The sequence below is a fragment of the Pseudomonas sp. ASL3 genome (assembly GCF_056680425.1).
Genome location: NZ_CM155281.1, coordinates 1,406,911 through 1,432,640, shown reverse-complemented (window position 1 = coordinate 1,432,640; position 25,730 = coordinate 1,406,911). Strand labels below are relative to the sequence as shown.

Annotated in this window: 19 protein-coding genes and 4 pseudogenes; 10 read left to right on the top strand and 13 right to left on the bottom strand. The window is 56.1% G+C overall.

Annotated elements, in window-relative coordinates:
* Positions 1-39: 39 nt before the first annotated feature.
* A complete protein-coding gene (locus AC1MEE_RS06480) occupies positions 40-660 on the bottom strand; it encodes a TetR/AcrR family transcriptional regulator (RefSeq protein ID WP_480414492.1) in 621 nt (206 codons plus the stop codon).
* A 146-nt stretch (positions 661-806) separates the two neighbouring features.
* Positions 807-1,395, bottom strand: a pseudogene (gene istA / locus AC1MEE_RS06475) (IS21 family transposase); the annotation flags it as partial.
* A 5-nt stretch (positions 1,396-1,400) separates the two neighbouring features.
* Here istA and AC1MEE_RS06470 point away from each other — a divergent pair.
* The 3 genes and pseudogenes from AC1MEE_RS06470 to AC1MEE_RS06460 form a co-directional block, all read left to right on the top strand.
* A pseudogene (locus AC1MEE_RS06470) lies at positions 1,401-1,583 on the top strand (hypothetical protein); the annotation flags it as partial.
* Between the two features lie 101 nt (positions 1,584-1,684).
* Positions 1,685-3,328, top strand: coding sequence for a pyoverdine maturation tyrosinase PvdP (pvdP, locus tag AC1MEE_RS06465; protein ID WP_480414491.1), 1,644 nt, complete (start codon positions 1,685-1,687; stop codon positions 3,326-3,328).
* Between the two features lie 96 nt (positions 3,329-3,424).
* Entirely contained in the window at positions 3,425-5,395 is a 1,971-nt protein-coding gene (locus AC1MEE_RS06460) for an acyltransferase family protein (RefSeq protein ID WP_480414489.1), read from the top strand.
* A 32-nt stretch (positions 5,396-5,427) separates the two neighbouring features.
* Here the strand turns inward: AC1MEE_RS06460 and AC1MEE_RS06455 are convergent, their stop codons facing one another.
* Together AC1MEE_RS06455 and AC1MEE_RS06450 are read right to left on the bottom strand one after the other, a co-directional pair.
* A complete protein-coding gene (locus tag AC1MEE_RS06455; RefSeq protein ID WP_480414488.1) occupies positions 5,428-5,568 on the bottom strand; it encodes a hypothetical protein in 141 nt (46 codons plus the stop codon).
* 204 nt (positions 5,569-5,772) lie between these two features.
* On the bottom strand, positions 5,773-6,591 hold the full coding sequence (locus AC1MEE_RS06450; protein ID WP_480414487.1) for an alpha/beta fold hydrolase: 819 nt from the start codon (positions 6,589-6,591) through the stop codon (positions 5,773-5,775).
* A 47-nt stretch (positions 6,592-6,638) separates the two neighbouring features.
* On the opposite strand from AC1MEE_RS06450, the gene AC1MEE_RS06445 reads away from it, so the two are divergent.
* Positions 6,639-6,959: an ArsR/SmtB family transcription factor gene (locus AC1MEE_RS06445; RefSeq protein ID WP_480414485.1), complete on the top strand. Its 321-nt coding sequence runs from the start codon at positions 6,639-6,641 to the stop codon at positions 6,957-6,959.
* Between the two features lie 139 nt (positions 6,960-7,098).
* Here AC1MEE_RS06445 and AC1MEE_RS06440 read toward each other — a convergent pair.
* From AC1MEE_RS06440 to AC1MEE_RS06430, 3 genes and pseudogenes are all read right to left on the bottom strand, one after another.
* Positions 7,099-7,992 (bottom strand): annotated as a pseudogene (locus AC1MEE_RS06440) (DnaB-like helicase N-terminal domain-containing protein); the annotation flags it as partial.
* Positions 7,989-8,862: pseudogene (locus AC1MEE_RS06435) on the bottom strand (ParA family protein). The pseudogenes AC1MEE_RS06435 and AC1MEE_RS06440, both read right to left, overlap by 4 nt.
* 580 nt (positions 8,863-9,442) lie before the next feature.
* On the bottom strand, positions 9,443-10,192 hold the full coding sequence (locus tag AC1MEE_RS06430) for an NADPH-dependent F420 reductase (RefSeq protein WP_480414484.1): 750 nt from the start codon (positions 10,190-10,192) through the stop codon (positions 9,443-9,445).
* Between the two features lie 101 nt (positions 10,193-10,293).
* Between AC1MEE_RS06430 and AC1MEE_RS06425 the strand changes: the two genes are divergently transcribed.
* The 3 genes from AC1MEE_RS06425 (at position 10,294) to AC1MEE_RS06415 (ending at position 12,951) form a co-directional block, all read left to right on the top strand.
* Positions 10,294-10,671, top strand: a complete 378-nt coding sequence (locus tag AC1MEE_RS06425; protein WP_480414483.1) for a winged helix-turn-helix transcriptional regulator — start codon at positions 10,294-10,296, stop codon at positions 10,669-10,671.
* A gap of 182 nt (positions 10,672-10,853) precedes the next feature.
* A complete protein-coding gene (locus tag AC1MEE_RS06420; RefSeq protein ID WP_480414482.1) occupies positions 10,854-11,480 on the top strand; it encodes a TetR/AcrR family transcriptional regulator in 627 nt (208 codons plus the stop codon).
* Between the two features lie 199 nt (positions 11,481-11,679).
* On the top strand, positions 11,680-12,951 hold the full coding sequence (locus tag AC1MEE_RS06415) for an OmpP1/FadL family transporter (protein ID WP_480416167.1): 1,272 nt from the start codon (positions 11,680-11,682) through the stop codon (positions 12,949-12,951).
* A 111-nt stretch (positions 12,952-13,062) separates the two neighbouring features.
* Here the strand turns inward: AC1MEE_RS06415 and AC1MEE_RS06410 are convergent, their stop codons facing one another.
* Both AC1MEE_RS06410 and AC1MEE_RS06405 read right to left on the bottom strand, forming a co-directional pair.
* Positions 13,063-13,848, bottom strand: a complete 786-nt coding sequence (locus tag AC1MEE_RS06410; RefSeq protein ID WP_480414480.1) for an SDR family NAD(P)-dependent oxidoreductase — start codon at positions 13,846-13,848, stop codon at positions 13,063-13,065.
* A gap of 172 nt (positions 13,849-14,020) precedes the next feature.
* Positions 14,021-15,481 carry an efflux transporter outer membrane subunit gene (locus AC1MEE_RS06405; protein WP_480414479.1) on the bottom strand — a complete coding sequence of 487 codons (1,461 nt, stop codon included), beginning with the start codon at positions 15,479-15,481 and terminating at the stop codon, positions 14,021-14,023.
* 220 nt (positions 15,482-15,701) lie between these two features.
* Here AC1MEE_RS06405 and AC1MEE_RS06400 point away from each other — a divergent pair, with 220 nt between their 5' ends.
* The 3 genes from AC1MEE_RS06400 to fabF are packed head-to-tail and all read left to right on the top strand — an operon-like array spanning position 15,702 to position 21,308.
* Complete coding sequence (locus AC1MEE_RS06400; RefSeq protein WP_480414478.1) at positions 15,702-16,811, top strand: efflux RND transporter periplasmic adaptor subunit; 1,110 nt, start codon at positions 15,702-15,704, stop codon at positions 16,809-16,811.
* Positions 16,808-19,957, top strand: a complete 3,150-nt coding sequence (locus tag AC1MEE_RS06395) for an efflux RND transporter permease subunit (protein ID WP_480414477.1) — start codon at positions 16,808-16,810, stop codon at positions 19,955-19,957. Before AC1MEE_RS06400 ends, AC1MEE_RS06395 begins: the two co-directional genes overlap by 4 nt.
* Before the next feature lie 58 nt (positions 19,958-20,015).
* The gene (fabF, locus tag AC1MEE_RS06390; RefSeq protein WP_480414476.1) at positions 20,016-21,308 is read left to right on the top strand and encodes a beta-ketoacyl-ACP synthase II; all 1,293 of its coding nucleotides are present in this window, start codon (positions 20,016-20,018) and stop codon (positions 21,306-21,308) included.
* Between the two features lie 9 nt (positions 21,309-21,317).
* On the opposite strand, the gene AC1MEE_RS06385 is transcribed toward fabF, so the two are convergent.
* The 4 genes from AC1MEE_RS06385 to AC1MEE_RS06370 all read right to left on the bottom strand — a co-directional run bounded on the left by AC1MEE_RS06385 (position 21,318) and on the right by AC1MEE_RS06370 (position 25,711).
* Complete coding sequence (locus AC1MEE_RS06385) at positions 21,318-21,650, bottom strand: hypothetical protein (RefSeq protein ID WP_480414475.1); 333 nt, start codon at positions 21,648-21,650, stop codon at positions 21,318-21,320.
* Positions 21,647-22,627, bottom strand: coding sequence for an integrase domain-containing protein (locus tag AC1MEE_RS06380; RefSeq protein ID WP_480414474.1), 981 nt, complete (start codon positions 22,625-22,627; stop codon positions 21,647-21,649). Before AC1MEE_RS06380 ends, AC1MEE_RS06385 begins: the two co-directional genes overlap by 4 nt.
* 909 nt (positions 22,628-23,536) lie before the next feature.
* Positions 23,537-24,859: a tyrosine-type recombinase/integrase gene (locus AC1MEE_RS06375; RefSeq protein WP_480414473.1), complete on the bottom strand. Its 1,323-nt coding sequence runs from the start codon at positions 24,857-24,859 to the stop codon at positions 23,537-23,539.
* Positions 24,860-25,369: 510 nt separating this feature from the next.
* A complete protein-coding gene (locus AC1MEE_RS06370) occupies positions 25,370-25,711 on the bottom strand; it encodes a hypothetical protein (protein WP_480414472.1) in 342 nt (113 codons plus the stop codon).
* Between the last annotated feature and the right edge of the window lie 19 nt (positions 25,712-25,730).

Below are 25,730 nucleotides of genomic sequence, written 5' to 3'. Positions count from 1 at the left end.
GGCAAGCCCGCGAAAAGGCCCGCCTCCCCACCGCAAAACCTACGGTTCCAACCCAATCCCCCGCAAGATCACACTGGTCACCGTCTGCACCGCCCGCTCAAACTGCATGTCGGACAACGGCTGATGGTCATTCAGAATATTCACCTGATGATCAAAGTCGGCGTAGTGCTGGGTCGAGGCCCAGATCATGTACAACAGGCTGGAAGGCTCTACCGGCAGGATGCGTTTGTCCTCCACCCATTGGCGAATTTTCGCTTCTTTCATCTTGGCCCAGTCGTACAGGCTGGCGTCCAGTGCCTCACCCAGTGTCGGCGCGCCGTGGATGATTTCGTTGGCCCAGACTTTCGAGCCGTAAGGCCGGCTGCGGGAATGGTTCATCTTGGCGCGGATGTAACTGCTGAGCACCACTCGCGGGTCGTCGAACATTTCAAAGCACAGCGCGTCCTGTTTCCAGACTTCCAGCAGGTCGAACAGCACAGCGCTGTACAGCTCGCTCTTGGTACTGAAGTAATAATGCAGATTGGAGCGCGGCAGTTGCACTTCGGCGGCGATATCGGCCATGGCGGTGCTGCCGAAACCTTTTTCGGCGAAGACCTTCTCGGCCCCCAGCAGGATTTTCTCGACGTTACTGCGGCGAATCTCGATCTTGTGATTGCCCATGAGGGCTCCCTGACTACAGCGTTGCTCAAGACTAGCACCCGTCCCGGATCGCGGCGACCGCCCTGTCGCACTTCCCCGAGCAAACCCGATTGACGCACGGCGAGACCATGATTTCCAGCCCGGACAGCGGCTTGATCCTTCAGGTGCTGACCGGCCTTGTCGACAGCGGTCTTCATGTTGTCGTAGATGCCACGACGTGGCACCCCACCTAGCGCGCCAAACCAGCGAGTATGGGCATCGAACAACGTCTCGGGCCCTTGGCTGGGGTATGCGACCAACCAAAAAGCGCGACTGGCGCACAGCTTCATGTGGGAGACCTGGGTACGTCGAAACAGGCCGCCAATCAGCAAGCCTTCTTCGCTCTAGTCGAACTGAAAGGCCTCACCAGGTGCGAACGTCAACGGTATAAAGGAACGTAGAGATTTACCTTGCTCACCGCGCCACGAGCGTATGAAGGCCGTGAGCTGGCTGTAGCCGCCGTCCGTAACCCTCGGCCTTGATCAACGCCAAAAGTGCTTTGGCGCTCCTGCGATTCTGCTTTGCCCTAAACGAATCGGCCTTGAGCGCCTGCTCCAGCGTCTCGTGGAAAGGACTGAGTTTGTTGAAGGCTGTGCGCCGCTGGTACACCGGCTGGGTTGCTTCGGGCGCTCTGACCCATTTCCGGATGGTATTGCGCGACAGCCCCGTATGCTTGGCTATTATCTGATGCAGCGACAGCTTGTCGCGAAAATGCATCCGCCTACATGTCCAACGTCATGGGACGGTTGATCGGAACTCTGCTTTCAGGCTGGATATTTCAGGCCTATGGCCTGGTTGCCTGTTTGTGGGTTTCAACGGTTTTCGCCCTGTTGGCCGCAGTGATTTCTATCGCCTTACCCAGGCACGCCAAGGCGATATGCAAAATCCGAAAGCCAAATATTTGACTTTTTTTTCGCCTTAAATAAAAAAGCCAATAAACTGGCATTGTCAGAAATTTTACAATAAATTTGAACTGGCAGATCAGCCTCCCAAGGGAGATGGCGCAATGGAGATATCTCGGCGAAAGATGATAGCGGGGCTGCTGGCCATGTCCGGGGCTTTGCTTACCTCGGCCTATGTGGGCAGTCACAAGGTCAAAGCCTACATGGAAAACCATGACGGGACGCCTCCCAAGGCCCGCGTCGAGCCGGCCAATGTCGATATCCAGCGACTGGCCTCTCAGCTGCGTGGTGTATGGCAATTGCAATTCATGGGTAGCGCTGCCGATTTGAGCGATCTGATGCCGGAAGGTCTGGAAATGTTTCTCGACGTGGCTGACCGTGGGCGGAGTTTACGGGGCTTTATCGACACGCCAGAAAACCTGCGCGCGTCGCAGCCTCCACGCTATCAGGTGATGGGTGATCTGGTGGATGCGTCAGCTACTCAGATTCACTGGATAGTGCTGGATAGGGACTCGGTGCGTTATTCGCCCATTTACCAAGTCACTGTCGCGCTCGAAAATATCTGGGCAAAGTTCGGAGTTGCCGACAACGACATTTTGAAAGGCCGCTTTCAGCGCCTGGATCGACCGGCTGCAGCTGGAGTAGAAGCTTTCGATTTTATTGCACGCAAGCGTCCGTTTCCGGAGGCGCGAGAGCGCATACCGCTCAATGCTACATTTCTGAGCTGGCTGATGAAGCCCGAGCACCGACTGGCTCATCAGATTTGGCACGCCTCACGGGATAAATGGCACGAGCTTTCCGAAGAGCGTCGCAATGCATTACGAGGCCTTGGCTGGCAACCGGGGCCCTTGGACAGCGAGCGCCATGCGCGAGGTCGGCATATGGATCGTAACGGATCGGGCGTGGATTTCTTTTTCATGCACCGGCATATGCTGGGTATTGCTCGCTCCATGCAGGCACCGCCTGCCTGGACGCACTTTCCCTTGCCACAACCGGCTGTGGAACAGGACCGGCTCGGCTTCGCCCGCTACTTTGACAATCATGACGGCTGCTCCGTCCCACCGACCTGGTTAGCGCCTGATGACAAGGAGTACGCCGAGGGATTGGAGGCGATGAAGAGCCGAGACGCTTTTTACAGTAACTTCCAGGTTTGGGAGTCGCGATTCCGGGATCCCGAGTACTTATCTCGTGTCACCCTTGGCCAATTCGGCTCGGAGATGGAGTTGACCTTGCATGATTGGCTGCATATGTGTTGGGCCACCGTGCCGCGTGATCCCGCCGACAGTGTTCCAGTCCCGCTCGCCCGAGGGCCTGCGGATTTCTCAGAACGCTGGTTCGGGCCACAAAACGACTTCCTCGGGGACCCTTTTTCATCCCATGTACACCCGTTGTTCTGGGGATTCCACGGTTGGATCGACGACCGCATCGAGGATTGGTTCGATGCTCACGAACGCGTTCATCCCGGGCAAGTTGTGCGTCGCTCACTAAGGGGTACCGAATGGTTCGCGGCGGGCCCTTGGGTGGAAGTCGACGAGCCATGGCTGGGCCCGATGACGCACGGATGCGGCGCCGTCCTTGATCCTATGACCGTGGGCACAATGGAAATGGATGTAGTAGACAGCGCGAAGCTGGCGCTGCACATCGCGTGCGACGATAAAGACCATATCGCAGATGCGCTGGCCAAGGCACCAAACAGACCCTGGTTCGCACGCAATCTGCCGGTGCGCAGCCATGTTGGAAAAGCATAGGAAGACACATAGTGAGATTCAATTTCTCTTGCGTTCATCCGTTGCTATTAATGTGAACTCATAACAAAAAAACGCTATAACACAGGAGTCTGTTTCGTGAAGCCACCCACACATGTACGGAATACTTCAAGCTATCGGCCGGACATTGATGGTCTGCGTGCCGTTGCCGTAATCCTTGTTGCGCTGTTTCACGCCAAGTTTCCGGTACTGGGTGGTTTTGTCGGCGTCGACGTGTTTTACGTGATTTCCGGCTACTTGATTACATCGATTATTGCCAAGGAAATCCCGGCAGGGGATTTCACGTTTCGTCGGTTTTATGAGCGAAGAATCAAGCGGTTACTGCCTGCCTACTTGTTCCTGCTATTTTGGCTGTTTATTTATTGCAGCCACTTTATGTTCGCAGAAGAGCTGGTCTCGTTTGCCAAAAGCTCGGTGTATTCCCTGATCGGGGTGAGCAATGTCTACTTCTTGTTCGGGACGAAGTACTCAGGATCGGCCTTTTATGAACCGCTCTTGCACACCTGGTCCCTTTCGGTAGAAGAGCAGTTTTATATGGTCTGGCCGATCCTCCTCATCATTTTATTCAAGATCAGGCACAAGGTTTCGCCGACCCTCATGATAGCAATAATTTTTCTGATATCGCTTTCGCTGTCAGAGGTGTACTCACGCCTGCACCAAAATGCCGCCTATCTGTTATTGCCGTTCCGTTTTTTTGAATTGCTCATCGGAAGTTACCTGGCCGTTGCGTCTGACAAAGTCGCGAGGGTGATGAAGTACCCGGCGGCTTGCTCGCTGGTCGGGGTTGTGCTGATTTTTGCCAGTGCTTTCATGCTGAATGACTTGTCCACTTTTCCGGGCATCAATGCCTTGCCTGTGTGTGTGGGCACCGGGTTGCTCATCGCGTCCGGGATGACGACGAAGCCAAGCCTGGTCACCCGTTTGCTCGGCCTGCCGCCTGTAACCTATGTAGGGAAAATCTCGTACTCGTTGTATCTCTGGCATTGGCCTGTACTCGTCCTGGCCCAATATCAGGGGATAGCGTTAACGACGAGCAATGCGTGCCTTCTCCTGGCGGGCTCTTTTGCTGCCTCGTCCATCAGTTATCACTTCGTGGAAAAGCCTTTCCGGTCGATCAAAGCCGGACAATTCAGAACGGTATTTACCGGACTCTATCTACTGCCTTCAATGTGCGTCCTCGGGATGGCCGTGCTGATTGTCACGCGTGACGGTTTCCGTTCTGATGCCGACATGGCCGTGCCAGAGCTCCTGGAACAGAACAGCTCCCACGTCATCCGCAGCAAATGCATGGAAACCGCGGTGGTGGGCAACATAGACGAATGCCACCTGGGCCTCTCCAAGAAATCCATCGATGGTGTGCTGATCGGGGATTCGTTCGCAAACGCGTACGCGCCGTTCATCAATGCGCTGGCCGTCGATGCAGGCCTCATGATTCACGACACGACCATGAGTTCGACGCCCTCTATACCCGGCATCTTTGTCGTGGACATCCAGAGCAAAGCCTCCCCGGGGGAGGCTGAAGCGATCATCAAATACTCGACCGACCGCTTCGAATTCGCCAAGAAACAAAGAATCGTGATCCTGTCGAATTTCTGGAACGCCTACGACCATTGGAATCAGCGTTACAGCATTCAAAATTCAAAGCGTGAAGACCTGACGGATCAAATGGATCAGTACTATTTCAAGGCAGTCAAGGAACTGTTGGATGCCGGCGTGAAAGTGGTGGTCATTGCCCAACCCTTTGCAGAAATTGGTCGGGTCAAAGTCAATGAACTCAGGCTGATGAAGCTTCATCATCTAGACCTGCAAGCGGTCACGCTGAAACCCGCCGAGGCTCTTGCCGAGCGGATCGAGTACAAGATCAAACAGAAATTTCCTGCCGTGGTCCTGATTGATCCCAATGATGAGTTGTGCGCAAAGGAATGCCGGCCGATCGTGGCGGGGAACATCCTGTTCACCACCGACGGCTCCTACCTTAACTCCATCGCCGCGGCGGCGCTGGGGAGTGAGTACATCAAGAATTTGGGTAATCCGCTGAAGAATTTGTAAGGAGGAGCGCAGCGCAGGTTATTCCAGGCGCGTCATTGCTCTGGAGCGACCAGGCGGAGCTTCCAGCGACCGCCGCCCCGTTCCGCACCAATACCGGTGTACCAAGTCGAAACGTGCTGTGCAGCGTCGAGACGCCAGAAGTCGACCTCACTGCCCAAGGGGGCTCTGGCCATCAATAAACCCCATAGTCCATGCGGGTGAGGAAGTCGTTGCTGCTTAAGCTGAAGGAGAGCCCGATACCTGCGAGCGTTGACCCCTACTACATGATAAAGGGGTTGGCCTCTATGATTGCACCACCTTTATCACAAGAGCTCATACTGAAGTGCGCGTTGTTATCTCTGCAGGAGACCAGAGAGCGGCCAGAAGCGGGCACGGCTTTAGATAGAACCAATTTGCTTCAGAACTGCTGCCACGATGTCCTCCGGCCTATCTTCCTGCATGAGGTGGCCGGACTTTTCTACCCGAATGCATGGATCCCGGGAAATCAACCCCGCAAGGTGCTCCCCTTTCTCATATGGAATCCAAGCGTCTTCTGCTCCCCACAGAACCGTGACAGGGCAATCCAGCGCCCCATAGAGTCCTTGAACCTCATCAGTAACCGCCTGATCCATCTGTGCGATCTGTCGATAAAAAGCAGCTTGGCCGACTACGCCAAGCCAAGGACTGCTGTAAACCTCCAGGGCTTCCTCAGATAGCGGATTGCACGCCGCAGTTTGCAGATATGCCTTCAGAAGAACCTGGTGCATATAGTCAGGCATCCCCGCGAATGCAGCCTCGTGCTGACGAACATGCTGAACAAATGGTGAGCCCCACGGGGCCAAGGCCACCGCATCGAAGATCGTGAGAGATTTGTAACGAAGCCCATTCAGGTAGTAGGCGCGCAGTGCTGTTGCCCCACCAAAGTCGTGTGCAAGTACGTCTGGCCGGATTATGCCCCATTCATCAAGAAGCGCTGCGAGCACATTATTCTGGATGGCCAAAGAAACATCTTGGCCATCCCTCATCTCGGACAGTCCATAGCCGACCATATCGAAGTAATACACCGTACGCCTGTCAGCCAAATGAGGAATGATCCTGCGCCATACCTGAGATGAAAACGGTGTCCCATGAAGAGCGACTAGAGGCGCGCCAGCCCCCAGCTTTCCCCACCTGACAGCGTTACCTTCGATGATCGATGTGTAGGGTAAATCCAGCATGGCTCACCTCATATTGTCATTTAGCTAAATAACTATATGATGTATTCATGGACAGATCAATTCAAGTTAAGGCGATGGGGAGCGAAGCCCGGATGTCGATATTGCGGCTGCTAGCAGAGCCGCATAAAAATTTCGCAGATCAGTGGTCAGCAGACCCTGCTGAGCTAGGGGTCTGTATGACCCTCATCGCGAGTGCAATGGGCGTAGCACAGCCAACAGCCAGTCGGCACCTAGAGATTCTAAAAAATGCCGGTTTCATATCAGTTGTCAAACAACACAAATGGTCATACTGCAAACTCAATGAGTCTGCGATTCTGGAGTATTTGGAATGGCTTCGGATCGAGTTAGCGTTGCCAAAAAGGGGTTAGCTGTTTGGTATTCTCGTCCGCTTCAGATCGATTTCGGCCTTTCGACCGCCAAGTCGCTGCCAGGTCACATCTTATGGCCGCCCCTCGCTCGCATTAATCTCACTGGGCGTCCTGCCATCTAAAGTCGGCACTTTATCCAGCTTTCGGGTGTCAGCCCAGAACTGTCGTCGACCACCAATCGTTCTCCGTAGCCATTGATCCTGGCCACTGCGGCAGTCAGTCTTGGCCAGTCTTCATCGTCTAGCTGGCCTCACATCAACGCGGCCAAATCTAACAAGCCCAGAATCGCCAGCATCCGGTACATCAGCGCTTGAGCAGGCATTTCCAGGCTGTAGATCTGTACGGTATTGGCCGGATCCTGCTGCAGCACCGCATCGACGAAGCTCAACGCAAGACTGGTTTTGCCCATGGACGGACGTGCGGCGACGATGATCAAGTCGGCGTCCTGAAAACCGCCGGTTTTCTGGTCCAGATCCGCGAGTCCGCTCGGAACGCCTGTCACGCCATCGCCGTGATTGAAGTTGAAATCAACCTGCTCCAGCACCTTCATCAGCGCGTCGTCGACGTCGACAAAGCTGTTGGGTGTACGGCCCTGTCCCAGTGCAAAAAGCTTCTGCTCGAAGCTCTCCTGCACCTCAGTGCTTTTCGCCTGATTGTCAGAGGCGCTGCGGCTGCATTCATGGCCCAGCATGATCAACTGCCGCAGATGAGCGCGCTCTCGAACGATCTCGGCGTAGGCGCCAATGTTGGCCACCGAGGGGATGTTTTTTGCCAATTCGCCGAGGTAAGCAAGACCGCCCGCCTCGTCGATTTCGACCAGCGATTCGGACACGGTGACAACGTCGAACGGCGTGTTGGTGGCTGCCAGCGCTTCAATGGCCTGGTAGATCAAGCGATGCTCACGCTTGAAGAAGTCCTCGGGACCGATGGTATCGGCGATCAACTCCCAGGCTTCGTTGTCGAGCATCAGCCCACCGAGCACGCCTTGCTCAGCTTCGATGGAATGCGGTGGCATCAGGTCGAAGAGGTTCACGAAACCACCTCGTGGTCGGCCTTCCGCCGGCTACCCAGCGTTTCTGCCGCCAAGAGATCAAATTGCGGTTTCCACTCCGGAAACAACTCCACGGCCAGCGCCTTGATCACGCTAAACGCCGAGGGGGAGCGGCGATTTAACGGTTGGCGATATTCCAGTCGATGAGCCGGCACACCCTCGGTGGCCGCTCGGCGAAAGCTCACCGCCGCTGGGAGTGTGGTGTTCAGCAGATTGATCTGCGGATGGTCCGCAAGGGTCTCGGTGAGTGATTGATAGATAGATCAGGCTCGCATCGTTAGTGGCATCAAGCTTGTTGATCACGATGTTCAACGGCGGCGTATGCACACCTAGCACTGAAAGCGGCTCCAGATCCTTGAGCAGCTGCTGCGTCCCCCGATAAAACTCACGCGCGGCGAGCATGTCCGGGGTGATTGGCGAGATCGCCAGATCCGAGCACAGCAACGCCATTTCCAGCATCACCGAGCGCGCGCCCTGGGTATCGATCAGCAGCAGATCGAAGTCAGCGGCAAAGGCCGACACCAGGTTTTTCAGACGCAAACGCCCGTCAGCCGCATGCAACAGCATGTTGCTGAGCTGGTTGAACGGATCGTTGGAGACGATGAGCGACAGGTTTGGGATGCAGGTGCGGGAAATGATCTGCTCTGCCCGGGTGTCGTTGTGAGCAATGAGTTGGTAGGTCCCGCCTTTCGCTTCGTGTTCGATGCGATAGAACGAAGACAGCGATGGCTGGGTGTCGAGGTCGATCAGGAGAGTGCGGAGATGAGCGTCGGCGCAGAACGCGCCTAGATTTGCGGTCACCGTGGTTTTACCCGGGCCGCCTTTGGTTGAAACGATTGATGCGATTTTCATGATGCTGGCCTCTAAATCAGTTGATTAGAGGCAGCGCTTTGCACGTGAAAACTAAACCTAGAATACTGTTACCAAATGTTTTTCGAAGCAGTAGAGCGAGATTTTGAAGGCTCGGCGCAAATGATCAAAAATCATTTGGTCCTAGAAACGTCCTACAACACCCCACTCAACCCCTTGAAAAATCTGGCTCACGACCTGGACTCGAATAGATAATTAAGTATTTGTTTTATAACGAAATTATGCTTAATTCTAAAGTTTATATCCCTACGATTATCCTAATCTAGCCCGTATTTTATGCGAATTCTTTCGATACCCCATGAACAGGGCAGCAGCAAGCTGCTGAAGGTGGCGTACGCAGGCCAGTCTGTACTGGATCAGAAAAGCACATCAAAGTGACTGCTTTTGACTGATAGTCGCCGGTGTTAAGGGCTGCTATCGCCTCAAAGCGAATACCTATAGGGAGGCGGTATTGGCGAGCTAGGGCGGCTGCACTCACCACTGAAGGACTATCAGATAATGTTGTCCAATAAATCAGTAGCGTGTCGCGCTCCAACAACCGTGGCTTCCGAGTGCGAGGAATTTAGCTGGCCGCGTTGAAGCTCCGATTAAATTCAACTACGTCACGATGAGAAGGATTTTTGGCGAATAGTGCAGGGAGTTGCGCATTGAACGCCTCTCGCTTCTGCGCTGCGGCTCCCTTAACTGCGACATTCAATGCTGGGCGCATCTCATCTGCGGTGTAGTCGCAGCAGTACGCTGGCGTGCAGGGTTGTTGACGCCATGAGTCCTCCAGGCTGCCGCTGTCGACCGGCTCGAATCCAACTTCATCGACAAGTTGCATCACAAGACGCTTGTGATTTGCATCGTCAACGGCAACGGCGACTCCCAGACGGCCTTCCGCGCCTTTTGGCTTACCAAGATTCTCTAGCGAATAAGCCAGAATATTGTTGAAGGCCTTGATCACCGGTCGGCCAAGCTGCTTGCTAACCCAGACGCTCTCCGTTTGACCATCTTCCAGCGCGGGGATCAGTTCGTCTCTCAGACCAGGGTAATAGTTACTGGTGTCGACCACTGGAACCGAGGATGGCAGTGCGGCCAGCAGGTTCTTAGGAAGAGCTGTCATGGCCGGTTGGGGAATGGAAATAATCACAGCATCGGCGCTGTCGAAGACATCTTTCAAGTCACAAGGAACGGCACCTACTTCTTTGGCAAAGGCGCTCACCGCCTCTTTTCCCCGAGAGTTAGCCACTCTGACCTCGTGGCCAGCAGTGACAAGCCGGCGGGCAAGGGTTCCGCCGATAGATCCAATACCAACGATCGCAATTTTCATACTGCCTCCAGGGATTCAAAGTCCGGATACGTTATTATCGATACTGCAATATCCGCAAGAACCGACGTTTTTGTCTGTAACCCACCAAAAGGTAAGTATCGATGGAGCGCCAGTGGGAATGTGAGAACCCTTTACGACGGCAGGCCTGGTCTGCCGCTATAAACGCTACGCTTCGCGTTCTGGAGGGCAAGTGGAAAATTGTGATCATCAATGAGCTGATGGCCGCTAAAGGCCGGCCGCTTCGGTTCTCAGAATTGGAAAAGCTCATTCCCGATGTCACGCAGAAGATGCTCATTCAGCAGTTGAAAGGGCTCCAGCAAGACGACATAGTTCAGCGCACCGTATACCCAGAGGTACCGCCGCGAGTGGAGTACGCGCTGACGGCGCTTGGTCATGCACTCGGCCCGGCTATGACAGCCCTTATAGACTGGGCTGAGCTTCGTCACATGCACGACGCCAAGCGCATGGAAACTACTTAGCGACGATGGACTTGCGGAACGCTAATCCCTCATGTTCGATCACTCAAACGTCAGCCCGTTTCACGCCTGATCGGCTGAAGTTTGTGATCGCTCGGAAAAGTCGTTCAAAATGGTCGATTTGTGACTATATATCTTATCGGTCACAAGTTGTCAGTCCTCGATAGGGTGAGTAAGCTGTTGTCATGAATCAGCCATCAATATCTTCATCTTCGCCCAGCGCCCGTGGCCCAGTGGATCACGACATTCGAGACCAGATTGTCGCGGCTGCCAACGAACACTTCAGTCAATACGGCTACGGCAAAACCACGGTTTCCGACCTGGCTAAGGCCATCGGGTTTTCTAAGGCCTACATCTACAAATTTTTTGATTCCAAGCAGGCGATCGGTGAAGCCATCTGCGCAAATTGTCTGGCAGAAATCGTCGCGGCTGTGGAGCAGGCTATCAATGTAGAAGGCCTGTCGCCGACGGAGCGCTTTCGACGTTTGGTCAAAACTGTGATCGCCACAGGTGTGAATCTGTTCTTTAACGACCGAAAACTCTATGACATTGCAGCGTTCGCGGCGTCGGAAAGCTGGCCCAGTTCGCAGGCTTATGACGCACAGATCAAACGCTTCGTGTTGCAAATCGTGCGAGAGGGGCGAGAGATTGGCGAGTTTGAACGCAAGACTCCGCTGGACGAGACAGTAGAAGCGATACATCTGGCGCTGCGGCCATTCGTCAACCCTTTGCTGCTGCAGTACAACCTCGATTTCGTCGAGGAGGCGCCCACGCTCACCTCCAACCTCATCTTGCGTAGCCTCATGCCTTGACCTTCGGCTAACGGTTTTACGGCATACCCGGGTAAGCGCCAGATCACCAAAACGGCTTTTCACTTTGCCCTTCTTCCATCCGTCGAAGGGCATTTTATTTATCTGCTTTGTGACTATTGACTGAATTGGTCACATGAACAAATATGGTGATGCGTCGCTTCTACTGTTTCATCTCAGTGATACCCATAGAGTTCAAACAATGAAAACAATATTGCTCAAGAGCCCATTTGGCCTCGCTGTCGTGCTCGCATCCTCAAACGTTTTTGCAAGCGGCTTCGCTCTCAATGAACAAAGCATCAGTGGGATGGGATCCGGGTTTGCCGGTCGCTCCTCCTCCGCTGAAGACGCGAGCACGGTCTTCGGTAATCCTGCGGGAATGTCTCGCTTGAAAAGGGAGCAGGTCAGCGTGGGGGCTGCGACTCTTTTTGCTAAGTCCGACATAAGCCAAACTCGCAGTACATTCGGGGGCCAGGAAGACGGCGACATGGTGCCAACCACCACAGTGCCTATGGGTTACTACGTCAAACCCATCGATGAGCATTGGGCGTTCGGTGTGGGTTTTTATGTACCTTTCGGTCTGATGACTGACTATGGCAGTGGTTTTGCCGGGCGTTACTACGCCAACAAAAGCGAGGTCACGACCCTTACGTTCCAGCCCACCATCAGCTATGCCTTTAACGACAAAGTTTCGATAGGGTTCGGCCCCACAATCAACCGTATCACTGGTGAGCTGTCCGGGATGGTGCCCAATCCACTCAGCCCTGGTCGCAATGACGGAAAACTCAAAAGCACTGGCGACGACACAGCTCTCGGTTTCAACGCCGGTATCCTGGTGCAGGCTACAGACCGAACCCGCTTGGGAATGACCTACCATTCCAAGGTCAGTTATCACTTGGATGCCAAGACCAAGGTCACCGACGGCATCTTTACCGTGTTGGGGGTCAGCGGTCGGAGTTATGACGCTTCGCTGGATGTGGATACCCCAGAGTCAGTGGACTTCTCGGTGACTCATCAGCTGAATAATGACTGGACCCTATACTTGGGGAGTACTTGGACCCGCTGGAGTCGCTTCAAAGAATTAACCATCGAGAACACTGGTTTACCCCCTTCGTTGAGCAGCGCGCTGGGCACCATTACCGAAGAACAGAACTGGCATGATACGTGGGCTCACGCTATCGGCACTGCGTATCAACTGAACAACCAATGGGTACTTCGCGCGGGCTTATCGGTCGACCAGTCGCCCACCAACAACACCAACCGAGGACCACGCATTCCTACGGGCGACCGGAAGGTTATCAGCTTCGGTGCTGGCTGGACTCCGGTGGACAATGTCACGATTGATGTTGCTTATTCCTACCTGTGGGAGGAGAGCGTGCAGGTCAACGACGCCTCGACGACCAGAGGCGCTTACAGTGCCAAATATAAGAACAGTGCGAGCGGGCTCGGTACTTCTGTTAGTTACCGCTTCTAATTGAGTGCCGTTACACGATAACTGTCCGGTCGGGAGCACGCGTTGCCTCCCGGCTTTTTAGAACACATCTCGGGCATTCCCCCTCAGGGAAAAGGCCTCTTTGTCGCCCCCTCAGACTCCCATAACCTGTGCCATAAGGCCCTGATGAAACCGACGTGGAGTGGCCCACGTCAAGACAGTGATGGCCTTGTTGCCAAAACCCGGCACCACACTCATGCGTCCGGCTTGCAGTGCACGGATTCCTGCACGCACGACGGGTTGAGGCTGCATCATCACTCTTTTTAAGGCTGGCGTGATCCGTTGTTTGGCGCTTTCTGCAAATCCGGTATCTGACATCCCAGGGCAAAGTGCGGTAACGACGACACCGTCATTTTTCAGTTCACGATGAAGCGCATCAGAGAAGCGAAGAACATAGGCTTTCGCGGCAGAGTAAACGGCGAAATTCTTCACGCCCTGGAAGGACAGCAAGCTTGCGACCATCAGGATGTGCCCACGTTTGCGGGCTCGCATGTCGGCCGCGAAAAGGCGTGTCAGGGCTGTCAGGCTGGCGATATCCAAATCAATCATGGTCAGGGACTCATCCAGAGGTTGATCCAGGAAAGGCCCCTGCAATCCATGACCCGCATTGTTGATGAGCACATCGATCACTATATTGCGTTCGCTGAGTCGCTCATGCAGTTCGATGATCGCCGGGATCGAGGACAGGTCTACTTGTTCGACTATCACATCAACGCCGAAGCGTTCGCGCAACTGCGCCGATAGCGCTTCGAGCTTACTCAGCCTTCTTGCTATCAGAACGAGCGATTTTCCCTGCGCTGCATATTGCCGGGCAAACTCCTCGCCAAATCCGCTTGATGCTCCGGTGATGAGCACCCAGGAATTCTCGTTCGATTTCATTTCGCTGCACTCCGGTTGGTTTCTATTGAGCAATTGGTTGCTGAGCACGTCGCAACAGAACGGCCTGAGACCACTGGTCGTCAGTCGATGAGCGAATCCCGCTCTCGGGTTGGGTAGTAGCGAAGAGAGGACGTGGAGGTGCGTGCATCAGGTGCTATGTCACCTGGTTAAATCATCGTGTCGCAATAGGCTGGGCTTCAGGAGGTTGCCAGCCACCACCTAGCGATTTGAATGCCGCAACCGCCGCTCGTGCCGATTCAGTTCGCGCTTGCGCCCGAGCATCGGAAGCCTGCAGCATCGTCTCGTCAGCGTGCAGGACATCGATCAGGCTGGCCGTGCCTTTCTCATAGGCAATGAACGACGATTGGCGAGCCTGTGTCAGAGACGCCTCTCCCCCGGTGAGGGTGGTTGCTTGAGCTTCCCGATTCACCAGTGAGGAGAACGCGTTCTCGACATCCTCGGTGGCGCGCAGCACAGACTGACGGTAAGCGGCCAGGGTTTCGGCTTCCTGTCCCTTGGCTTGGTCGATTTGGGCGTTTATGCGACCGAAGTCGAAGAGTCTCCAGCGCAGTCCCAATACACCCGCCGACTGGCTGGCGCCGCCGGTAAAAAGGTTGCCTGCGGATACAGCCGTGGCACTGCCCAGCAATGCGCTAAGGGAGAATTTCGGGTAGTACTCAGCAATCGCTTCCCCGATGCGTGCGTTTGAGGCCGCAAGACGGCGCTCAGCCACAATGAGATCTGGCCTGCGGCGCAGCAAATCGGCCGGCGTTCCCATCGCCTTTAACTGCGGCGCTACAGGAATGCTCCCCGCACTTGCCAATTGCGTGCGGTGAGTGCCTGGCGGCGTGCCGAGAATTACATCCAGCGCATTCCTTGCAGCATCCAGACCGGTCTGCAGGACCGGCACTGTCGCTTGGACCTGCGATAGCGCTCCCTCAGTCTGGTGAACCTGATAGTTGGCGGCGAGCCCCTTGCTGTAGAGCAATTGGACTTTCTCTAGCAACTCCTGCTGCGTTTTGACTTGCCGATTCGCAATGTCCAGCCGGGTCTGCAGTCCGCGGATAGTGATGTAGATATCGGCGGTCTGCGCGGCGATGGCCAGTCGTGTGGCAGCGACACCCGCCTCGGAAGCCTGGTACTCGGCCAGTGCAGCCTCGCGTCCGCGTCGCAGGCCGCCAAAGACGTCCGCCTCCCAGCTAGCATCGAGGTTGACCTCGTAGGAACTTCCGTACCGATCATAGCCAGGCGTTGAGTTCAACACCTGGCCGAGTGGGGTCTCGATTGACTGGTAGGAACGCGCGGCCTGGCCGCTGATGTTTCCCGAGGGCAGTAAAGCGGCATTTGCGGCGCCTAGTCCTGCCCGTGCCTGCGTTACTCGCGCCGACGCCTGCGCCAGATCCAGGTTCTGCTCAAGTGCCTTGGAGACGAAGTCGGCTAGCAGTGGATCACCGAAGCCTTCCCACCAGGCTACAAGACTGGCAGGCGTCGCCCCAGGCCTCTGTTCGACAGAAGGCTGACCCAAGTAACGGTCCGAAAGCGGGGCGTCCGGACGGTGATAGTCCGGACCGACCGCGCAACCTGTCATCAAGCTGGCACTCACCAAGAGAGCAACGGGACGGAGGGGAGGCATTGAGGTTCCTTCAATTGAGGATGTTTGTGACCATATTACGTTATGGTCACTTTCTGTCAATCGACGCTCGTTTAGCCAAGTTCGAAATTGGCTCAGTGCATTCGGCGATTCCACCGCTGAGGTTGAGGAGCTTAGCACTTCATAATTTGTGACCATTGACAGTAATGGTCACTCGGCTGAGAATATGACGCCTGTCCTATTTGTTTAAGTAAGGGAACCTATGCGCCGGCTTCGACCTGTCCCCATTGCCGCTTGCTTGTTGCCTCTAGTCCTGACGGCGTGTGGCGATTCATCCACCGTTGAAGATCCACGCATGCATGCCCCTCTTGTGAGGTCCTCTGCTGTTCAGGCTTCGTCCGACGTCTCGCGTTCTTTCACTGGTGTCGTGGCTGCCCGCGTCCAGGGCGACCTGGGCTTTCGGGTATCAGGCAAGGTACTTGAGCGTCTGGTTGACACCGGTCAGACCGTTAAACGTGGTCAGCCACTCATGCGCCTTGACCCAATCGACCTAGGGTTGCAGGCGCGAGCACAGCAAGAGTCGGTCATGGCCGCTCGGGCCCGAGCCAAGCAGACAGCAGATGACGAGGCTCGATATCGCGACCTGGTCGCCGCAGGTGCTATTTCTGCATCGGCCTATGACCAGATCAAAGCCGCAGCGGATACCGCAAAGGCGCAGCTTAGCGCCGCTGAAGCGCAGGCTGATGTAGCCCGCAATGCTTCTGGTTATGCGGTGCTGTTTGCGGATTCCGACGGCGTTGTGGTGGAGACGCTCGCCGAGCCCGGACAAGTTGTCAGCCCGGGACAGCCCGTGGTTCGACTGGCGCGGGCGGGGCAGCGCGAAGCCATCGTGCACCTGCCCGAGACGTTGCGCCCCGCAGCAGGATCCACCGCGCAGGCGACGCTTTATGGCAATACCACGGATGCTGTTACAGCGAAGCTGAGGCTGCTTTCTGACTCGGCCGACCGAATGACACGCACCTTCGAGGCGCGGTATGTGCTTGAGGGCGCGCTGGCCAATGCACCGATAGGGTCGACCGTCACGCTTCGGATCGCTGAAGGAACCACGCAAGGGCAGGGGCTGCAAGTACCGATCGCTGCCGTTTATGACCCAGGCCAAGGCACTGGCGTGTGGGTCATCGCCGGTACACCGGCGAAGGTGGCCTGGCGACCTGTACAAGTCCTGGGCTTGAGCGACGACACAGTGCGAGTCGCGGGCAACCTCAAAGTCGGCGAGCAGATCGTAGCGTTAGGCGCACATCTGTTGCGCGAAGGTGAAGAGGTGAGATTGCCTCAACAGGATGACGCCAAAGTTGCCGGGGGTCGTCCATGAGCGAGGGGCGCTTCAATCTTTCCGCGATCGCCGTTCGTGAGCGCTCTATCACGGTGTTTCTGATCTTCCTGATTGCCGTTGCGGGCATCTTGTCGTTCTTTCAGCTGGGGCGTGCGGAAGATCCTCCGTTTACGGTCAAGCAGTTAACGGTCATTACCGCCTGGCCGGGCGCCACGGCGCAGGAGATGCAGGATCAGGTAGCAGAGCCACTTGAAAAACGCCTGCAAGAACTGAAATGGTACGACCGCACGGAAACCTACACCCGTCCTGGCCTGGCCTTCACGATGGTGTCACTGCTCGATAGCACGCCGCCTTCACAAGTGCAGGAGGAGTTCTATCAAGCGCGTAAAAAGCTCGACGATGAGGCCAGGAAGCTGCCGGCGGGAGTCATCGGGCCAATGGTCAACGACGAGTTTTCGGACGTGACATTTGCACTTTTCGCCCTGAAAGCCAAAGGCGAGCCGCAGCGACTGTTGGTGCGTGATGCAGAGTCGTTGCGCCAACAACTGTTGCATGTGCCGGGCGTGAAGAAGGTCAACATTATTGGGGAGCAGCCCGAACGTATCTTTGTTTCCTTTTCGCATGATCGGTTGGCCACCTTGGGCGTATCTCCTCAGGACATCTTTGCCGCGCTGAATAATCAAAACGTGCTCACGCCCGCCGGTTCGATCGAAACCAATGGGCCGCAGGTCTTCCTCCGGCTGGATGGCGCCTTCGATAAGGTGCAGAAGATTCGTGACACACCCATTGCGGTTCAGGGGCGCACGCTCAAACTCTCTGACGTGGCGACAATCGAACGTGGTTATGAAGATCCCGCAACCTTTCTCGTGCGCAATAACGGTGAAGAGGCCTTGTTGCTGGGGATCGTGATGCGTGAGGGTTGGAACGGTCTTGACCTCGGCAAGGCGTTGGACGCGGAGTCGGTCAAGATAAATGAAGGCATGCCTTTGGGCATGACGCTCTCCAAGGTCACCGATCAATCTGTAAATATCAGTTCGGCCGTCGGCGAGTTCATGGTCAAATTTTTCGTCGCGCTGCTTGTGGTGATGCTTGTCTGCTTTCTCAGCATGGGCTGGCGTGTAGGCGTTGTGGTCGCTGCGGCTGTGCCATTGACGTTGGCTGTGGTGTTTGTGGTGATGGCGGCCACTGGAAAGAACTTTGACCGTATCACCCTTGGCTCGTTGATTCTGGCGCTTGGACTGCTGGTGGACGACGCCATCATTGCTATCGAAATGATGGTGGTGAAAATGGAAGAGGGCTACGACCGCATCAAAGCTTCCGCGTACGCCTGGAGTCATACGGCCGCGCCGATGCTTTCCGGTACGCTAGTGACGGCTATCGGCTTTATGCCCAACGGCTTCGCGCAATCGACAGCCGGCGAGTACACCAGCAACATGTTCTGGATCGTGGGCATTGCCCTGATTGCCTCCTGGGTGGTTGCGGTCGCTTTTACCCCATACCTGGGGGTGAAGATGTTGCCGAACATCAAGAAAGTCGAGGGTGGTCACGCGGCCATCTACAACACCCCTAACTACAACCGCTTCCGCCATGTTTTGACGCGAGTCATCGCTCGCAAATGGCTGGTGGCCGGCACTGTCATCGCTTCGTTTGTCGTGGCGATCCTCGGCATGAGCCTGGTCAAGAAGCAGTTCTTCCCTACCTCGGACCGTCCCGAGGTATTGATTGAAGTGCAAATGCCTTATGGAGCCTCCATTGAGCAGACCAGCGCGACCACCGCCAAGATAGAGACCTGGCTGCAAAAGCAGGATGAGGCAAAGATCGTCACGGCCTATATCGGACAAGGCGCGCCGCGCTTCTATCTAGCGATGGCACCGGAACTCCCTGATCCGTCGTTCGCGAAGATTGTGGTGCTGACGGACAGCCAGGAGGAGCGCGAGACCCTCAAGTTCCGTATCCGCGAAGCGGCGGCTGAGGGACTTGCCCCAGAAGCGCGTGTCAGGGTGACTCAGCTTGTTTTCGGGCCGTACTCGCCATTCCCTGTTGCCTACCGGGTGATGGGACCTGATCCGTCAAAGTTGCGCGAGATTGCGGGCCAGGTACAGGACGTGTTGCAGTCGAGCCCGATGATGAGAACCGTCAACACCGATTGGGGGCCACTGACGCCGACGCTGCATTTCGCTCTGGATCAGAATCGCTTGGAGGCGGTGGGGTTGACGTCAAACTCAGTCGCACAGCAACTGCAGTTTCTGTTGACCGGAGTACCGATCACAGCCGTTCGTGAGGACATTCGTTCGGTGCAGGTGGTCGGTCGCGCAGCGGGTGATATCCGGCTCGATCCCGCCAAGATAGAAGGCTTTACGCTGGTAGGCACGGCGGGTCAGCGGATTCCATTGTCCCAGGTGGGAGAGGTCGATGTGCGTATGGAGGATCCGATCCTTCGGCGTCGTGACCGCACGCCGACCATTACCGTGCGAGGCGACATTGCCGAAGGCCTGCAGCCACCGGACGTATCGAGCGTGATCATGAAGGAGCTGCAGCCGGTCATCGACAAGCTGCCTGACGGGTACCGGATCGAGCAGGCGGGTGCAATCGAGGAGTCGGGCAAGGCCGGTAAGGCGATGCTGCCGCTATTCCCGATCATGATTGCCATGACTCTGCTGATCATCATTCTGCAGGTACGTTCGATCTCGGCGATGATCATGGTGTTCCTCACCGCGCCTCTGGGATTGATTGGCGTGGTGCCAACATTGCTTATCTTCCAGCAGCCTTTTGGTATCAACGCCCTGGTCGGTCTAATCGCCCTTTCGGGCATTCTGATGCGCAATACGCTGATTCTGATTGGGCAAATCCATCACAACGCGCAAGAAGGACTGGATCCGTTCCACGCGGTGATCGAAGCCACAGTGCAACGTGCTCGCCCGGTGCTGTTGACAGCGTTGGCGGCAATCCTGGCGTTCATCCCCCTGACACACTCCGTCTTCTGGGGGACGCTGGCCTACACACTGATCGGAGGTACGTTTGTCGGAACCATCATGACGCTGGTGTTCCTGCCAGCGATGTACTCCATCTGGTTCAAGATCCGCCCTGACAATACGGGTCAAACTGAAACAGCGAATAAGCAAGCAAGCCTAGTGGACAGGACGCCACCCCGTCCTCTCGCCGCTCACCTAACCACAGAGCTTTAGCCGTAGGCCATAGCGTGCTGCTTTTAGTGGGCGTCGACTGAAAAATGAAGAGGGTTCAATGATTAATTTCGAAGGTCAAAAGCGAATCGTAGTCACGGGCGTCGGAATTGTCGGGCCTCTGGGGTGCGGAGTAGAAGAAGTCTGGAAGAGACTGCTGGCTGGGCGTTCTGGCATCCGTAACCTGCCCGACGATATTACTGAGGGGACGGGCGTTGCAGTAGGCGGCCAGGTGCCGTCTCTAGAAGATGATGCCATCGCGGGTTACGACCCGGAGCGCATCATCTCGGCCAAGGATCGCAAGAAGATGGATCGCTTCATCGAGTTTGCACTTGTGGCAGCGCACGAAGCTCTGGAGCAGGCAGGCTGGCATCCGACTGATGTCGCAGACCAGGAGCGGACAGCCACGATCATTTCATCGGGCGTAGGTGGGTTTGGCGCGATTGCCGACGCTGTGCGCACCACCGATGCGCGTGGTCCTCGCAGATTGTCGCCGTTCACTGCGCCGTCTTTTCTCGCCAACATGGCGGCCGGGCACGTATCCATTCGGCACGGTTTCAAAGGGCCGCTCGGCGCGCCTGTAACGGCCTGTGCTGCTGGGGTACAGGCCATCGGCGATGCGGCCAGAATCATCAGAAGTGGTGAGGCGGATATCGCCATATGCGGCGGTACCGAAGCAGCGATAGACCGTGTGACCCTGGGTTGTTTTGCTGCGGCCCGTGCGCTATCCACTGGTTTTGCCGAGCGCCCGCAGCAGGCCTCACGTCCCTTTGATCGTGATCGCGATGGCTTCGTCATGTCCGAAGGTGCCGGGTTGCTTGTGATCGAGTCGCTGGAACATGCCCTTGCGCGTGGAGCCAAGCCCCTGGCGGAGCTGGTCGGCTATGGCACCAGCGCCGATGCCTATCACCTGACGGCAGGTCCGGAGGACGGCAGCGGCGCACGGCGCGCCATGGAGCAGGCACTGCGGCAGGCGGTTGTCAGTCCTGCTGACGTACAGCATATCAATGCACATGCGACCTCCACACCGGTTGGCGACAGGGGGGAGTTGGCAGCGATTTGCTCGGTGTTCGGGAGTGACTCTGGCGTAGCGATCAGCTCGACTAAATCCGCCACCGGGCATCTTCTGGGAGCGGCCGGAGGCATTGAAGCCATCTTCACCGTACTGGCGCTTCGTGACCAGGTCGTGCCCCCCACGCTGAATCTGCTTCATCCCGATGAGGCGGCTTACGGGCTTGATCTGGTCGGCTTGAACTCCCGGAAGACACTGATAACGCACGCGCTCTCAAATGGGTTCGGGTTCGGTGGAGTTAACGCCAGCGTTCTGTTCCGCCGCTGGCAGTCTGAGTCTTGACTGTGGAGCTCATGCCGCCGCTATCTGTACGTTAATGACCGCTTTTGAGCGGTTGTTGACCCTCGCGTGGCGGTTGAGCTGCCAGGACTTTCCTAGGCGATGAACAAGCAAATGCACGGTCAGCAGATAGTAATAGCGAGTCGATTCAGCGTGCTGGTTCACATGGTGATTTAGGAACCATACAAGATGCTTTTGCTGCCAGGTCCATGGATTGTTGCGTTGCCAGCGATCAGCTATTGCTGTTTGGATAGCCTTCGCCTGACGCAGGTGGCGTTGGCGTGTGGTATGAGATCCAGTCAGGACGCCCGCCAGGAACAGCTCCATATCGAATGCCTTACTCATGCTCGGCCCCCGATGTAAGCCGACACTACGTCGATACGACCGTGCCCCAGCTCATAGCTGATTTGTGCTCGGGCCTCCTGATCGAGGTGTCGGTCGAGCTGGTAGCAACTGCCACCGTTGATGGGCGCAGGATGCTGGGTGATTTGCTCATAGCGTTCGCACGCATAGGTCGCCCGCAATTCGTGGAAGCCCTTGAGGTTGTGCGTAAGGAGAATCTCCCGTGCGGGGCGAACGATTACCTGTTGGAAATCGAGGTAGCGTTCATTCGCTGCAAGCAGGTTGCGGCTACCGTCTGGCGAGACTTGAAGGGCGAATGCCAGTGCGTCGCGGATGTGCTCATCCACCGTTATCCACCGAGGGGCCGAGGCTCCCGAGCGGCCACCTTTGGTGCCGTCCTGGATGTTGATCCTCCCGAGTTGCTCGGCTTCCCGTTGCAGTCGAGGAAGGTCGGCCAAAATCGCCTCGCGTAAGCGCATACCGGTTGCTCGCGCCAACTGCGCGATGGCGGCGGCGCGCGACTGCTGATGTCCGCAGAGCACGTCTACGACCCGCTTCACGTGTTCGCGGTCTTGGCCTTGCGGCACCGAGCGACGAACACTGGTGCGCCGCATTCCCAACGCCTTGCTCGGACTCACGACCTTCACATACTGATCACCGCGAAGCGCAGCCATGGTCCGGTTCACGCTGGACAGCCGGTTTTGCGCGGTGGCGATGACGAGTTCACCTCGTTCAACTTGCTTACGCAAATGCCCGGCGTAGTCCAGCAAAGTCTGCCGATCAATTTGCTGCGCATCATTGAACCCTGGCCCATCGTCTGACCGACACCAGCGCACGAACGCTTGCCACCGATCGCTATGCGCTTTGACCGTGCCGTAATGCCCGCCGCCAAATAGATCGCGCAATGCCTGCGGCCCGGCATAGCTTAACTGCCGGCCATAGCCAAAATTCCGCCCGTCCCGTCTACCGACCAGTGCCATGATCAAACTCCTCTCGAAACCAAACCCTTGAAGCTTTCCCCACGTCATCCCGCCAAGGATGTTGAGTGTTATCAGGGATCAAGGCCCCTGCGACCTGTGAGGGTTGTCCACTAACGCGGGACTGGCGGCTCCTTACGACCGGGAGCATGGGCATCTCATGATCTGGCCTCCTGAACACCTTCGAAGAAGTGGGCGGGTGGAGGCTGCGCTGGTTGACGAGACTGGCGCCGCGAGATCCTGAGTCGGGTGAAGGCAGTGAAGCAATGACCGGGGCATACCTGACTGTCAGTCAGGTGCAGTCCATTCCTTGGGCTGCGGCACCATCATCTGCATCGCTGTTGCTGGTGACTTTTCGGTGATTGTCACGCCGATTGTCACGAGGGGAAATGCCGAAAAGCCTTGTACGAGTTGGGCTGCAGCAGCGGTAGGAGCGCCCGTCTCTTTCCGGAGAAAGAGACGGGCGCAGGTTGGCGCAAGAAATGGCCAAGCGGATAAGTTGCTGCAGAGCAGCTAGGAAGGGGTATGAGTTGCCGCAGTGGGCACTCTGCTAGAAGTAGGCATCCATCACATCGCTGTGACTGTGCGAGCCGCCGGACGCTAATCGCACTTGGGGAGAACCACCACGGTGTGGCGTAGCCTCAAAGGTTCTGGCTACCTGGGTTGCTGTCAACGACAGCGCTTGCACGATCTTTTTTACGCCGGTGAATAATTTGGGTCAAGGCTCGAATTTTCGATGGTTCTGCGGCTGTGGATGAAATTATCCACCGGTGGAAATCAGTGGTTTTCCCTAGGCGCGTCACTAGTTTTCAGATCTTCTAAGTGAGGTCCTTCCAAACCAGGCGGCTTTGCAGCCCTGTTTGGAAGGACCCGCGTGGACAAGCGGATCACCGAAATATGAAGACCGTGCGCTTACTCGGTTGCGCCATGTTTTGCTTTTAGTCGAGTGACATTCGCACCCGCCTGATTGGCGAATTCGCGAGGGCTGACATGCTCCTGCTGATTAGCCTCAAGGTAGCGACTCCACCAGTTCATGATCAGCCTGCGCTCCTCGATGAACTCGGCCTTGTGGATGTAGGCCGCTCGGACGTTGTTGCGTTCCTTGTGGCTCATCTGCCGCTCGATGGCTGTATCCGTCCACAAACCCGACTCGATCAGTGCGCTGCAGGCCATCGAGCGAAACCCATGCCCGCAGATCTCGGTTTTGGTGTCGTACCCCATCTTCCGAAGCGCGCTGTTCACAGTATTTTCGGACATCGGTTTCCAAGACTTTGTATCGCCTGCGAACACCAAATCAAATTTGCCTGTGATTGCGTGGATCTGCTCGAGCAGGGCGACCGCTTGCGGCGATAAGGGTACAAGATGGATATCGCCTGCCATCTTCGTACCCCTTGTGGAAAAGGGTACGCCTTCCAACGCTGGTCGCGTGTCGGGTATTTCCCAGACACCACGCTTGAGGTCGAACTCGCTCCAGCGGGCGAAGCGCAGCTCGCTGGAGCGTACAAACACGTGCAGCGACAGCAAGACCGTCAGCCGGGTAAGTGCGCGGCCTTTATAGGTGTCGATCCGTTCCTGCAATTCAGGCAAGCGCGATAAGGATAAAGCGGGGCGATGGACGACCCGCGAGGCTTTGATCGAGCCTTCGAGGTCGTAAGCAGGGTTTACGGTGATAAGCCGGAGGCGCTTTGCCTCGCGCATGATGTTCTGCAGGTAGTTTTGTACCCTTAAAGCAACGTCTATCGCTCCGCGCTTCTTGATCGCTTCCAAGGGCCGCATCAGGTCGTGGGTGTCTAGGTCGACAATGGCGCGGGCGCCGATCAGCGGGAAGAGGTGGGTTTTGAGGCGGCTCATCACGGTCTTGGAATAGTCTGGTGCCCACTTGGCTGACATTTCCGTGTGCCAGCCGAGGGCAACGCTTTCGAAGGTGCGACCTTTGATCAGGGCTTGCGTCTTGGCTTGGTTCTTGGCTCCTATGGGATCAATGCCATCCGCGAGCATTCGTTTGACCTCCAAGCGCTTGCGGCGCGCATCGGCGAGGCCAACGATGGGATAGTTGCCGAATGAGGTCAGTCCTTCCCGGCCATCAGGTTTGATGTATCTGAGACGCCAGCCTTTGCGGCCATTGGGTTGGACTAGAAGGTAAAGGCCGTCGCCGTCGAAAAGCTTGTAGGCGCGGTCTGTGGGCTTGGCCGATCGGCAAGCGGAATCGGAGAGTGGAGCAGTGGTGCGCGACATAAGGGTACTCCCTTTTATCGAACTGACCTTTACCCCAAACTCTACCCTTAAAACGGCTGGTACCCACCGGAATCCGACGGAACGCCAAAACGAAAAAACCCGCCAGAAGGCGGGTTTTTCGGGGGTTTCAGAGATTTTGGAAGCCTTCTCTGGAACCTTGTCTGGCTCCACGACCTGGACTCGAACCAGGGACCCAATGATTAACAGTCATTGGAAATTAGCGTGTGCTCTACACCACCGACAACTTTTCACCTCTGAGCAAATGTAACTTTTGTTGTCGGGGCCGCGCTTGTGTTCTATCAAGCATTTGTTTCTACGGCATTGCTGCCGTCACAACCGCAAAAATAACCGGCGTTGCCGGTGATGTCAAATGGGGACTTGTTGCTGGGGAGGACCGTATTGTTTTCGTACGCTGAAAGCGTTACATGTTTAGCCGTGTTTATAGAGCCCGGGCTTGCTATAAATTGATGATGGCCGCCACGAATGACTGTAAGCGGCCCGTGGCGGACATCAGACTTCAATCGTTGTTGCTTTTTTCAGCGAGGACACGTCTTGAGTAATTTCCGTAACTTTGACTTTCAACTGTTCAATCGCTCCGTTGGTATCTGCTGTCTTCAGGCCCAAATCTTCCTTGATCTCTTGCTTGTACGTTGCGGTAAACGAACCGTCGGCCCCAACTGAGATCTGAAAGGATGTCCAGATCGACAAACCCTCCAAGAAAGAACCAAAAACGACCATAACCAAACCGCTTAGTCCAAATGTCTGGCGCCAGACAAATACGTAAACGGTACTGAGTAATAACACTGCGCCTAAAACCAGGCCAAGGTAGAACGCGATGTCTTTGATGCTCATGAAATGTAAGCCTCGCCCT